Source organism: Terriglobus sp. YAF25, from assembly GCF_052113305.1.
In the GTDB taxonomy this organism is placed as follows: domain Bacteria; phylum Acidobacteriota; class Terriglobia; order Terriglobales; family Acidobacteriaceae; genus Terriglobus.
Genome location: NZ_JBFRCY010000196.1, coordinates 1 through 12,324, shown reverse-complemented (window position 1 = coordinate 12,324; position 12,324 = coordinate 1). Strand labels below are relative to the sequence as shown.

General features: G+C 58.6%; 13 protein-coding genes. 8 read left to right on the top strand and 5 right to left on the bottom strand.

Annotated features, from left to right (window positions below; genetic code table 11):
* On the top strand, positions 1-553 hold a 553-nt coding region (locus AB4043_RS10230), incomplete at its 5' end, for a carbonic anhydrase (RefSeq protein ID WP_442306991.1).
* The gene (locus AB4043_RS10225) at positions 550-1,464 is read left to right on the top strand and encodes a bestrophin family protein (protein WP_442303048.1); all 915 of its coding nucleotides are present in this window, start codon (positions 550-552) and stop codon (positions 1,462-1,464) included. The genes AB4043_RS10230 and AB4043_RS10225, both read left to right, overlap by 4 nt.
* Positions 1,465-1,556: 92 nt before the next feature.
* On the opposite strand, the gene AB4043_RS10220 is transcribed toward AB4043_RS10225, so the two are convergent.
* Positions 1,557-2,309 carry an ABC transporter ATP-binding protein gene (locus tag AB4043_RS10220; protein WP_442303049.1) on the bottom strand — a complete coding sequence of 251 codons (753 nt, stop codon included), beginning with the start codon at positions 2,307-2,309 and terminating at the stop codon, positions 1,557-1,559.
* A 53-nt stretch (positions 2,310-2,362) separates the two neighbouring features.
* Positions 2,363-2,719, bottom strand: coding sequence for a hypothetical protein (locus AB4043_RS10215; protein WP_263415337.1), 357 nt, complete (start codon positions 2,717-2,719; stop codon positions 2,363-2,365).
* A 106-nt stretch (positions 2,720-2,825) separates the two neighbouring features.
* Here AB4043_RS10215 and acpS point away from each other — a divergent pair, with 106 nt between their 5' ends.
* From acpS to AB4043_RS10185, 6 genes are all read left to right on the top strand, one after another.
* The gene (gene acpS, locus AB4043_RS10210; protein WP_442303050.1) at positions 2,826-3,212 is read left to right on the top strand and encodes a holo-ACP synthase; all 387 of its coding nucleotides are present in this window, start codon (positions 2,826-2,828) and stop codon (positions 3,210-3,212) included.
* A gap of 110 nt (positions 3,213-3,322) precedes the next feature.
* Positions 3,323-4,408: an MlaD family protein gene (locus AB4043_RS10205; protein ID WP_442303051.1), complete on the top strand. Its 1,086-nt coding sequence runs from the start codon at positions 3,323-3,325 to the stop codon at positions 4,406-4,408.
* 748 nt (positions 4,409-5,156) lie between these two features.
* Entirely contained in the window at positions 5,157-6,323 is a 1,167-nt protein-coding gene (locus AB4043_RS10200) for a hypothetical protein (RefSeq protein WP_442306990.1), read from the top strand.
* 7 nt (positions 6,324-6,330) lie between these two features.
* On the top strand, positions 6,331-6,972 hold the full coding sequence (locus AB4043_RS10195; RefSeq protein WP_442306989.1) for a M13-type metalloendopeptidase: 642 nt from the start codon (positions 6,331-6,333) through the stop codon (positions 6,970-6,972).
* Between the two features lie 181 nt (positions 6,973-7,153).
* Positions 7,154-8,452, top strand: a complete 1,299-nt coding sequence (locus tag AB4043_RS10190) for a lactonase family protein (protein ID WP_442303053.1) — start codon at positions 7,154-7,156, stop codon at positions 8,450-8,452.
* 95 nt (positions 8,453-8,547) lie between these two features.
* Entirely contained in the window at positions 8,548-9,768 is a 1,221-nt protein-coding gene (locus AB4043_RS10185; RefSeq protein WP_442303054.1) for a lactonase family protein, read from the top strand.
* 474 nt (positions 9,769-10,242) lie between these two features.
* Here the strand turns inward: AB4043_RS10185 and AB4043_RS10180 are convergent, their stop codons facing one another.
* From AB4043_RS10180 to AB4043_RS10170, 3 genes are all read right to left on the bottom strand, one after another.
* Positions 10,243-11,397: an acyltransferase family protein gene (locus AB4043_RS10180; RefSeq protein ID WP_442303069.1), complete on the bottom strand. Its 1,155-nt coding sequence runs from the start codon at positions 11,395-11,397 to the stop codon at positions 10,243-10,245.
* A 20-nt stretch (positions 11,398-11,417) separates the two neighbouring features.
* Positions 11,418-11,801: a hypothetical protein gene (locus AB4043_RS10175; protein ID WP_442303055.1), complete on the bottom strand. Its 384-nt coding sequence runs from the start codon at positions 11,799-11,801 to the stop codon at positions 11,418-11,420.
* A 4-nt stretch (positions 11,802-11,805) separates the two neighbouring features.
* Positions 11,806-12,324, bottom strand: a 519-nt coding sequence (locus AB4043_RS10170) for a uridine monophosphate kinase (RefSeq protein WP_442306988.1), incomplete at its 5' end; no start/stop codon positions are given.

The window sequence follows — 12,324 nt, the reverse complement described above, 5'->3', positions numbered from 1 at the left end:
TCTGGAAGCCGTCAGCAAGCCGCAGGAGCCGCATACGCTCATCATTACCTGCGCGGACTCGCGTATCGATCCGGAGCTGATCACGCAGTCAGGACCGGGCGAGATCTTTGTCACACGCAATATCGGCAATCTTGTGCCTCCTTATGGCGAGATGATTGGCGGCGTCTCCTCTGTGATTGAGTATGCGGTTTCGGCGCTGAAGGTGAAGCACCTGGTTATCTGCGGCCACTCCGATTGCGGCGCCATGAAGGCCCTGCTCAAACCGGATTCGACCGAAAAGATGCCGACCGTTCGCCGTTGGCTGCGCAATGCCGAAGCGGCGCTGAGCGTAACCCGCGAGATTGCTGCGGGACCCGACATGCTCTTCAACCTCACGGAACAGAACGTACTGATGCAGATGACCCACGCAAAGACCCATCCCTCGGTAGCCGGCGCCATGGCGCGCGGCGAACTGACGGTCGGCGGCTGGGTCTATGACATTGCCAAAGGCGACGTCCGTATCTACAACGACCAGAAGAACAAGTTTGAATCGACGGTGGGAGCCGGCGCTTGATCACGATCAATCATCCACCGCTGCGCCAGATGGCGAAGTACGTCGGCCTGCCTCTGGCGCTGCTCTTCGGCTTCGATGTCATTGTGGTGGTGGCCTTCAAGGTCCTGCATCTGCGTTGGATCGCGCAACCGGCGATCCCCCTTAGCCTGCTCGGCTCAGCCATCGGCGTGATCGTCGGCTTCCGCAACAACTCCTCCTATGGACGATGGTGGGAGGCGCGGACGCTCTGGGGCGCGATTGTGAACAACTCCCGCACGCTCGCACGGCAGGCTGTTACCGCCATGCGCCCCACGACTGAAGAGGATGTACAGAACGTGCAGTATCTGCAGCAGCGCATTGTGCTGCTGCAGATCGCATGGGTCAACTGTCTGCGTCAGCAACTGCGTGGTCTGGAACCGTGGTGGGAGTTGAAGGACATTCTTCCCCAGGAAGAGATCATGCTGCTGAAGAACGAGAAGAATGTCGCGCTCGAGATTCAGAAGCGCATCGGCCTGCTGGTCACCGAGGCCTATGAAAATGGCTGGATCAACGAGCGCCAGTGGGCCAACATGGACGACACGCTCAGCCGCCTGTGCGATGCCCAGGGCGGATCAGAGCGCATCAAGAACACGCCCATGCCGCGCCAGTACGACTACTTCCCGCGGATCTTCGTGCATCTCTATTGTTTGTTGCTGCCCCTCGCCATGGTGGGGAACCTGGGTTGGTGGACACCCCTCGGCTCCACCGGTGTGGGCCTCATTTTCCTGGCGCTGAACCAGATCGGAACCGATCTCGAAGACCCCTTCAACAACAGCATCTTCGACATCCCGCTCACAGCCATCTGCCGCACCATCGAGGTGAACCTCCGTCAGATGCTGGCCGAAAAAGAGATCCCAGCCCTGGAACGGCCGATCGACGGGGTGCTTTGGTAAAGCAGAAGCAGTTCATTGGTTGAATAGTTGAATGGTTGAATGGTTGAATTGTTGAATAGTCCTAAACACCATTCAACTATTCAACAATTCAACTAATAGGCGTTATGCACAATATCCATTGAGCTGTGGCCAAGATCGATTGCCACCACTTCACCATCGCGCACCGTGATCACCCGGTCGGCGATCTGGGCAGCTTCAGGATTGTGGGTAATCATCATCACGGTCTGGTTCATCTCCTTCGACGACTGGCGCAGCATAGCCAGCACGGCATCGGAGTTCTTCGTGTCCAGATTGCCGGTCGGCTCATCGGCCAGCACGATGGAGGGCCGCGTGATCAGAGCACGAGCAATGGCAACACGCTGTTGTTCGCCGCCCGAGAGTTCATTCGGACGATGCTCAAGGCGCCCCTTGATATTCAGCATCTCCGAGAGATGATCGAGCAGATGACGATCCATCGGGGCTTTCACTCCCGAGATCTCGTAGGCCAGTTCGATGTTGCCGAGCGCGGAGAGTGTCGGCAGCAGGTTGAACCGCTGAAAGATAAACCCGATATGTGACCGCCGAAGCCTGGTGCGCTCTGAGTCGGAAAGCTGGGCGAAGTCGACTCCATCAATCTTGATGGAGCCATGCGTCGCCTGCGTCAATCCCCCCAGCAGATAGAACAACGTGCTTTTTCCGGATCCGGAAGGTCCCACGATGGCAACGAACTCACCCCGCTCTACTGAGAAGTTCACATTCCGAAGAGCCGGGACTTCCAGTTTGCCAGAGCGGTACGTTTTGCCGAGGTTCTGCGCTTGAATGATGGGCGGCACCTCGGTCAGTGTACAGGCTCCAGGGTGTGCCATCCAACTCCTGCCGTCAGCGCCGGGAGTTGAATGGCACACCCCGGCCTGTGGTGTCAGGCAGCAGGACCGCTGGTAGCAAGCAGCGATTCCAGGCTGATGCCTTGCAGCAGGCTTACCTCGAGACGGAGGTGTACCAGGTCACGAGCCTGCCGGGGACGGACATGGCGCTGCACCGTGCACAGTTCGGCGAGCGCTGACTGTCCAGAGCGTGAAAACTCCAAGCCTGAACGCACTAGTTCGCCGTACAGGTCAATGATGCAATTCAACGGCAGTTCCAGCTCCATACCAAAGGCATGTTCGCTCAATGGTTCTTCCCGCAACAGCTGGCCGCCGCTCTTTCGAATTGCGCGCGCCAGGTTCACCACCAAACGCCCCTGGTCTTCGTATGTGTAGCTATGAATCGCTCGCATGGAAAGCAATTAACCTCTTGCCGGTTCATCGGCCTCCATGGAGAAGTCATCACACCACCGGAGGATGAAATAGTTACTCTTGGTTACCCGATGTCACAATGGAAGGGTGATTCTGGGAATTGGCACGGATATGACAGAGATTGACCGAATACGGGACAGCATCGCCCGATTTGGTGACCGCTTCCTTCACCGGATCTTCACTTCAGGCGAAATCGCCTACTGCCTCCGCAAAAAAGCCTCGGAAGAGAGCTTTGCTGCCCGTTTTGCGGCCAAAGAAGCGGCAGCAAAGGCTCTGGGCACGGGAATCAGCCGCGGCATCAGTTGGCAGGAGATCGAGGTCCGCCGGCAACCGGGCGAGCGGCCCACGATCCATTTCACAGGCCGGGCCGCCGAGCGCGCTGCCGCTATGGGAATCGCCGCAGCCCATCTTTCACTGACGCACACCCGCGGGATGGCGCTTGCCACGGTTATCGTGGAAGGTCCAGGTTGCTGATTTTGAAACCTTTAGCACCTGAGTGGCATCGCATAAAAGGAACCCTGATCCCCGCATGGTCTAATGCTTCCTGAAGCACTAGAAAGACGCGTCGTTATTAAAGGAGAGATATGCCCAGCACCCAGGAAGTGCGTTGGTCGCAGTTAAAAGTCGGCGTGATTGTTTTGATCTCGCTCACGCTGTTGATCGTCCTCATCTTCCTGCTCACCAGTTCCCAGGGTGCCAGCCTCTTCTCCAAAAAGCTCATGGTACGCGTCTACTTCGATAACTCCGCCGGTCTGAAGGTCGGGGCGCCGGTAACCTTGCAGGGCGTAACCATCGGGAATGTGACCGGAGTGCGGGTCGTGGACGATCTCGCACGCAAGCTCATGCCTGTGGAAGCCAGCCTGAGGCTCGACGCCAAGTACCAGTCCCTGCTGCACAAGGACACCACTGCCGCGCTCTCCACCGTCGGCGTTCTCGGCGACACAGTCATCGATCTCAACAGCCAGGTTGCAACCGGACCGCTGTTGCAGGACGGAGATATCCTGAAGACCCTCGATACGCCTAACCTGCAGGATGTCGTCAAATCCAGCCAGGGCACGATCGAGAGCCTGAACGTCATTCTTGCCAAGCTCGACCGCATCGTCGATACCATCGCCAGCGGTAAAGGCGCTATCGGCCAGCTCATCTATGACGACTCGCTCTATGTCAGGGCGAACAAGACCGTCGCCGAGCTGCAGCGTCTGTCGGAGAACCTGAACAACGGACAGGGTTCGATCGGCAAGCTGCTGAAGGATGACGAGGTGTACAACCGCCTCAACTCCACTACGGCAAAGATCGACCACATCGCTTCAGAGCTCGACGCCGGCAAGGGTAGCGCAGGCAAGCTGCTGAAAGACGATGCTCTGTACAACAACCTGAACTCCACCCTGGCGCACGCGAACTCCATCCTCGCTGAAGCGGACGCGGGTAAGGGCGGTCTGGGACTCCTGCTGAAAGACCCCGCCTTTGCGACCAAGCTGAATAACACCGTAACCCGACTGGATGACCTGATCACCGGCATCGATGAAGGCAAGGGAACGGCAGGCAAGTTCGTGAAGGATGACGCGATGTATAACAACCTGAACACCCTGCTGACCAGCTCCAACAGCCTGGTCAATACCATCCGCAGCGACCCGAAGAAGTACCTGACCATCCACTTGCGGGTGTTCTAAAAGGCATCTGCTTGCGGACATTCTGAATGCGTGGAATATTCGGGCCTCGCTCGAATCCGTGGGAGCAGCGGGGTTCCTGGCCACCTTTGCTGGCTGGGGGGTGTTCAGCGGGCATTCGGGCAGGCTTTATAAGCGCTGAAGGCGCGTTCTATACCAGCCTGGGGCAACGCCCCAGGTTTCGAATAGTTAAGAGGTCTGAGGGCTGAAGGCCCGATCTATAATCCTCATGCCAAATGGCTGAAGAAGCCCATCTGAAAAGGAAAGCCCCACTTCTTTGGACCGTAACCGTGGACTAAAGTTCACGGCTCCCACCCGTCGCGCATTAGGGCATTTTCCCTGTTGATGGGTAGCCTGGGAGGAGCGTGCAGCGGCGTTTTCAGTGAGGAAAACGCCCATAAATGCAGAGACCCTGCACTACACCTACAGGAGAAATGCTCTCGCGCGAATCTGCCTTTACTGCAGAGTTATAGAGCGGGCCTTCAGCCCTTTGTCGTTCAATGGTCAACAGACCTGGGGCGTTGCCCCAGGCTGGTATAGAACGCGCCTTCAGCGCTTTATCAGCAGGCTCAAAGCCCATTTTCTTAGGACGTTTGTAAACCAATGGTTGACGCCTTCGGCTCCCACCCATCTCCCACATCGGAACGTCGGTCCACTGCATTCGCGTAGCTGTCTTCCTTCGCTTTTCCCCGGAACCCGCGCCACCACTCAGGCGTATTCTCTAGGAACCAGTTTTTCTAGAGGAGTCCCCATGCGTCTTTCCCTTCTGGCGCCGGCGCTGCTGCTTGGCAGCCTGCCGGCTATCGCGCAGGTTTCTGCCCCCACCGCTGAGCCTAAACAACCTGTCAGCTTCGATCTTTCCGGAATCGACAAGACGGCCGATCCATGCACGGACTTCTATCAGTACGCCTGCGGTAACTGGAAGAAGAACAATCCCATTCCGGCCGACCAGACTCGCTGGGGCCGCTTCAACGAGCTAGCAGAGCGCAACAATTATTTGCTCTATCAGCAGTTGAAAGCTGCAGCCGACTCTCCGAAGACGCCGCTCGCAAAGAAGTATGGCGATTTCTTCGCGGCCTGCATGGACAAGCCGCTGGCCGATAAGCTCGGCTATACCCCTCTCGACGCCCAGTTCAAGGCCATTGCCGCCTTCAACGACCCGAAGAAGTTCGCCACTTTCGTGGGCATGATGGAGGACAAGTACGCGCAGGGCTTCTTCTTCGGTTTCGGCTCCGATCAGGACCAGAAAGACGCCTCAAAGGTCATCGGCGAAGTTGACCAGGCCGGTCTCGGGCTGCCGGACCGCGACTACTATCTGCAGAACGATGAGCGCATGACCAAGATCCGGGAGCAGTACCTGGAGCACATGAAGAAGATGTTCGCGCTCATCGGCGACACGCCCGAGCAGGCCGCCACCGAAGCAAAGGCCGTGCTTGCGGTAGAGACGGAGTTGGCGCAGGGCTCCATGTCACGCGTCGATCGCCGCAATCCGAACAACGTTTACCACATCATGACCATCGCGCAGCTCCAGGATCTGACCCCGGGCTTCGACTGGAAGGTCTACCTGGCCGCCAAGAAGGAGTCGGTGCTCCCGAGCCTGAATGTGGCGACGCCGGACTTCTTCAAGTCCATGAACATGCAGCTCTCCGCCGAGAAGCTCGCCGCGCTGAAGAGCTACATGCGCTGGCATGTGCTGCACCGCTATGCCGCCAATCTTGACGAGTCCATCGCGGCGGAGAACTTCAACTTCTTCGGCGCGACCCTTACCGGTCAGAAGGAACAGACACCGCGCTGGAAGCGCTGCACCTCGATGACCGACCGCGCGCTTGGAGAAGCTGTCGGACAGGACTGGGTGAAGCAGTACTTCCCGCCCTCCTCCAAAGACAGCATGGAGAAGCTGGCCCGTCGACGAGCGTGAATGGCTAATGACGCCGCCGACGGTCAACGCCTACTACAACCCGGCGCAGAACGACATCAACTTCCCTGCCGGCATCCTGCAGCCGCCGTTCTTCGACGCGAAGATCGATCCGGCCGTGAACTTCGGCGGAATCGGCGTCGTGATCGGTCACGAGATGACGCACGGCTTCGACGACCAAGGCAGCCAGTTCGATGCACAGGGCAATGTGCGTTCCTGGTGGACCGATGAAGATCGCAAGAAATTCGAGGCCCGCACCGACTGCGAGGTCAAAGAGTATGACGGCTTCGAGGTCGCTTCCGGACAGAACCTGAACGGCAAACTGACGCTGGGCGAGAACACGGCTGACAACGGCGGCCTGCGGATTGCGTATGCCGCGCTGATGAGCGTTCTGGCGCAGCAGGGCAGCGATGCGGGGTCAAAGCAGGTCGACGGCTACACGCCCCAGCAGCGTTACTTCATCGGTTTTGCCCAGGTATGGTGTGAAAACACCCGCGAAGCGACTGCTCGCCTGCGGGCAAAGACCGACCCGCACTCCAGCGGCCAGTGGCGCGTCAACGGCAGCGTCCAGAACYTTGAGGAATTCGGAAAGGCATTCGGGTGCAGAAAGGGTCAGCCCATGGTGCCAGTCAATGCCTGTCGCGTCTGGTAGCTTGCCTGAAACAACAAAAGCCCGGCTAACGCCGGGCTTTTTCTTTCCGTCAAACGAGCCACTCCCGGTGGCACAAAGTCTCCTCACCCTTTTACAATGGAGCGAGGAAAAGAACCCACAGATTGGACGGCCTGAACGGCAGCACACTCCGCCGGTAGGCTCTTGAGGTAAAAGGAAGCGCATGAAGTTGAGTCTGTCTGGCCGGCTAACGCTGGCTTGTGTAGTGTCACTGGCACTGATCAGCGGTATGACCGCCTGCGGCGGTGGCACCGTAGGTTTTATGTGGGTTCTGGGCACGCAGTATAACCAGGTTGACGGTTTCAAGATCGATAACTTCACCGGAAACCTGACGAAGGTCGTGCACGCCCCGTTTAGCTCCGGTGGTACCAATCCGGTCTCCATCGTGGTTCGCCCCGGTGGACGTTGGGTCTACGTCGTGAATAAGGGCGTTGCCCCGACCTACGACAAGTATGGCGCGCCGGTGCCCAACTCGGGTACAGCCGGTACCATCTCGATCTATTCCGTTGGAGGAGACGGCGTACTGAGCTATCAGCTCAGCCAGTCGAGCCAGGGAACGAACCCCATCTGGGCGCAGATGGATTCGTCTGGAAACTACCTCTACGTCCTCGATGCTCTCTCCAACCAGAACGACAGCAGCCAGTATGTGGTCAGCTCGACGAATGCGAATCCGGTAGGCGCTATCACGGTATTCAGCATTGCCGCCGACACGGGCCGTCTTACCCTGATACAGAACCAGCAGACGAAGTGCACGACAAGCGCCTGCAATGGCCAGCAGCTTACCTACTTCCCGGTCGGCAAGAATCCGACGATGATGAAGTTCTTCTCCTCGGGTTACCTCTTCACGCTGAACGCCGGCGACTCGACGTCAATTGGTCCCAGCATCACCACCTACCAGCAGAACAGCACGAACGGTCAGCTCACCCTGGTTGCCAACAGCACGACGCAGCTCGCCGCCGCCGGTACGAACATCTCCTCCATTACCAGCAACGGCACCTACGTCTACCTGACCGACGTCACCAATAACCAGATCTATGCCTACACGGTCAGCAGCGGAGCCTTGCAGCCGGTCACCGGCAGCCCCTTCGCCAACCTGTCGCCGGCAACCACGCCGGTCTGGACGCTGGTCGATAACAAGGGCAAGTTCCTCTACGTCCTGAACCAGGGCACCTCGAACGTGCAGAACGTCTCCAGCACCATCTCGGCCTTCACCATCGACACGCAGGGCCGTCTGGCCCGCCTGGCCGATACCAGCAACCCGTATCCGGTAGGCTCTGGTCCGGTCTGCATGCTGCAGGATCCGTCGAACCAGTATGTGTACACGTCGAACCGTAACGACTCCACGGTTTCGGGCTTTATCATCAACCAGAACACAGGCCAGTTGTCAGGTCTTACCCGCGGTTCGACGTTCCCGACCGTTGGTAATCCGACCTGCCTCGTCGCTAGCGGCAACGTGAGGTAATCGATCTGGCCATGCAGAATATTTCTTCTTACAGCACGCAATTTCAGGAAGGGCAGGACGGGAGCTCCAACGGCTCCCGGAAGATGGGAAAACGCATGAAGTGGAGTAAGTTCGGCCGCAACGCGCTGGCCACTGTCGTATCTCTAGGCATGGGCCTGGGCATCACCGCCTGCAGCCGCGACTACGTCGTCGCGTTCCTTTACGTTGCCTCTTCCGGATCAAGCACGGGCCTCATCAATGCCTACGAGGTCGACTATCAGGTCGGCGCTCTGGTGCAGATGGCGACCTCGCCGGTCGACACCGGCTTCCGCAACCCGGTCGCCATCAGCGCTACGTCGAACGGTAAGTTCGTCTATGTCGTACACCGTGACGACTCCAAGATCGTGGAGTACGCGGTTGGTACAGACGGTAAGCTCTACGGACAGAACTCCTATGACGCTGTCGGCGGAACCTATCCGGTGGCGTTGAGCGTTACGCCCGACAACAAGTTCGTCTATGTCCTGAACACCTACCAGAGCGGCTTCTCGCCGGCCAGCGTTGGCCCGGGCAGCATCTCGGTCTTCAAGATCGCTTCGGATACGGATGGTTCGCTCACGGCGCAGCCCTCGCTGACCGTCAAGATCGGTTTCAACCCGGTCGGTGTTGTGAGCAGCACGTATAACAACTTCGTCTACGTCGTAGAGCAGGACTCCAATGCGGGCAGCAAGAATCTGCTCGGCTTCTCGCACGACGCAAACGGAGCACTTACGACACTCGCCGGCACGACACTGGGCGCCGGCACCGCTACCTCCTTCACCTCCGGCTACTACTCCGGTGTGACGGCAAGCGCCGTGGTGGAAGATCCGCGCTCCCGCTTCCTGTACGTGACGGATCGTGACTCCAGCCAGGTGATCGGCTATACGCTGGGTTCCACCGGCATACCGGCCCTGATCTCCTCCAGCCCCTGGTCCACGGGCCTGCGTCCTCTGGCGGCCACGGTCGATCCTCGCGGTTTCTATCTGTACGTCGCCAACTACAGCGCCAATAACGTCTCGGCCTTCGTCATCGACCAGGCGACCGGCGCTCTGACCGGATCGGCAGCCTCCAGCTCCACCTCGGTTGGCACCGGCCCCCAGAGCATCACCGTCGAGCCGGCTCTGGGCAAGTACATGTTCACGGCGAACTTCCTCGACAACACCACCAGCGGCCTGCAACTGGACTCGCATAACGGCAGCCTGAAGAGCATTCAGAACACTCCGTTCGCAACCTCCAGCCGCCCGAGCGCAGCGGTCGCTGTCGCCAACGGCGCGCATGCCACACAGACAGTGAACCCGTAAGAACGAAATAAGTCATACACAAAGGCCCCGCCAAGTGCGGGGCCTTTGCTTTTGCATTGGGATAAGAGCTTGGGGAATCGCAGCTATCCCCGATAGGTAAGAAGCGCTGAAGGCGCGCTCTATATCAGCCTGGGGCAACGCCCCAGGTTTAGGCACCCACAAGTGGTTAAAGGGCTGAAGGCCCGCTCTATATAAGGATCTTCAATCAGGCGTATCGTTCATCGGATGCAATTCCGTATCTCGTGAGGAAGGCGGGAGTTTGTAGCATTACGACGATTGGGGATTATGGATCGGGCCTTCAGCCCTCACACCACTTCGCTATTCGTCTCCTGGGGCGTTGCCCCAGGCTGGTATAGAACGCGCCTTTCCACTCCAACGAACTTGTTCGTTGGGGACCCCGCCTTCAGCGCTTTGATCGATGGTCAATCCGTCGCGGACTTTGACGTGCGGCTCCCGTCGCCCAAACCCAACACCCTACGCAGCCGCCGTCTTCTTCGCCCCGAACGTCGCCAGCACCCACTTACGTGCCGGATTCTCATAAAAGACATACAGCAGATAGGAGAACGCCCACAGCAGTACATACGATGCCCACGGGTCGATAGCTGTGTAGTGCAGCTTCTCCGCGAGGTGGTAATCGCGCATCATCTGCAGGCCGTTGAAGTGCAGCAGGTAGATGCAGAGCGTCGCTTCACCGATCATCACAAACGGCTTCCAGCCGAAGAACGAAGCAACGGGATTCCTTCCGCTCACGCCCAGGATCAGCATCGCGAACAGAGGCGTCAGCAGCCCACCATGCATCAGGATGTAAGGCGTGTGATCGGCGGCGAGATATAGAAAGCCCAGGATGCCGGCTACCGCGGCAAATGCCAGAACAGCACGAACCTTCTCGGTCATCTCGCGCACTCCGTGCAGGCGGCCCAGGACAATACCGACAAGAAACGTGCAGACATACGGTAGCGGCGTGAACTTCAGTCCGCGCAGGTAGTAGCCGTACGAGTAACGGTCAAGATGAGGCAGACCATCCGGATTCGCCAGCATGTAAATACCGTGCGGAATAAGACCGAGGATCCAGATGCCAAAACCGAGAGTGACCAGGTTCCTTGCCCTCTCCGGCCAGCGCCACCGCATGACAAACGGGAAGATGACGTAGAGAAATGCCTCGGTCGAAAGCGTCCAGGCCACGGTATTCCAGAACGTGGCAAGCCATGGACTCCATCCCTGCAGCAGGAGCGGCGTCATAATGGCGCCCCGGAAGAACTCTCCCCGGGTGCGAACATGGAACTCTTCCATCAGTACCGGGATCGAAATCACCAGCGAGATCAGGTAGACGGGATACAGCCGCGCGACGCGGGCAAGATAGAAATCCTTCACCTTGAGGGTGCCGATGCGGTCGCCGTAGTTGTAGCTCAGGATGAAACCGGAGATCAGCAGGAAGAACCCGACGAAGACAAAGCCATGCCCCACGATCGGGGTGATCCACTCAATGTGCGGCGGCGTGAAGTGGAAGAGCATGATGTTCGCCGCCAGAAACGTACGTACTCCCGTCAACGCAGGAAGCGCAGGTTTGCGGGTGGTACGCGGAGCAGCCGGGGTTGCCGCGGCGGCGGGGGTAGAGATGGTTTCAGTCACAGCCAATGTTGGTTAAGACGTCATTTCTGCCGCTGGAGTTCCGGGAAATCCAGCGCAGCGCCGACTATTACGGCCGCCGGCGTGGCGAGGGTAAGCGTCAGCAGATACCAGACCGGCTGTGGCCCCCCCTGCAGCTTGAAGAAGGCATTGACGCTGAATCCAAATAGAATTGCGGCAATCACACCCGCGTGCAGGATCGGTTTATATGGCGCGATGATCCCGGCGACAAATCCGCCGACCATCGCCGCAATCAGCCGGACGGCAATATTGGCGACCAGGTAGCCGGAGGTCTCCGCCTTTCCGGCGAAGACGAGCCGCACCAGGCTGCCTTCCAGGGACAGTACGATATTGAGCGCCAGAAAGCCCACCATCACGCTCATCACGCTGCGTAGCGCTGGGGGCATAACTCTAAGCTGTCACCATCGATCCGAGGGTCTCACCCTTTACCACGCGCATGATGTTGCCTTCCTCACGCATGGAAAAGATGATCATCGGCATACTGTTGTCTTTGCACAATGATACGGCGGTCGCATCCATCACCTTCAAACCCAGCTTCAGGATCTCCATGTAGGTAATGGTCTGGAACTTCACCGCATCGGGAACCTTCTTGGGGTCGGCCGTATAGATGCCGTCCACGGAGGTCGCCTTCAGCAGGACATCTGCCTTGATCTCCATGGCGCGCAACGCCGCTGCCGTATCCGTAGAGAAGTACGGATTGCCGGTGCCGGCGCCAAAGATCACGACACGTCCCTTCTCCAGGTGACGGATGGCGCGGCGGCGAATGTATGGCTCGGCAACCTCATGCATCGCGATCGCAGACATCACTCGAGTCGCTATTCCCTGCTTCTCAATCGCGTCCTGCAGCGCAATGGCGTTGATCACCGTCGAGAGCATTCCCATATGGTCCGCTGCAACGCGGTCCATATC

Coding starts and splice junctions, on each gene's coding strand:
- AB4043_RS10220 (WP_442303049.1), bottom strand. CDS start 2,309: ATGGCACACCCTGGAGCCTGTACACTGACCGAGGTGCCGCCCATCATT.
- AB4043_RS10215 (WP_263415337.1), bottom strand. CDS start 2,719: ATGCGAGCGATTCATAGCTACACATACGAAGACCAGGGGCGTTTGGTG.
- AB4043_RS10200 (WP_442306990.1), top strand. CDS start 5,157: ATGCGTCTTTCCCTTCTGGCGCCGGCGCTGCTGCTTGGCAGCCTGCCG.
- AB4043_RS10175 (WP_442303055.1), bottom strand. CDS start 11,801: ATGCCCCCAGCGCTACGCAGCGTGATGAGCGTGATGGTGGGCTTTCTG.
- AB4043_RS10185 (WP_442303054.1), top strand. CDS start 8,548: ATGAAGTGGAGTAAGTTCGGCCGCAACGCGCTGGCCACTGTCGTATCT.
- AB4043_RS10190 (WP_442303053.1), top strand. CDS start 7,154: ATGAAGTTGAGTCTGTCTGGCCGGCTAACGCTGGCTTGTGTAGTGTCA.
- AB4043_RS10205 (WP_442303051.1), top strand. CDS start 3,323: ATGCCCAGCACCCAGGAAGTGCGTTGGTCGCAGTTAAAAGTCGGCGTG.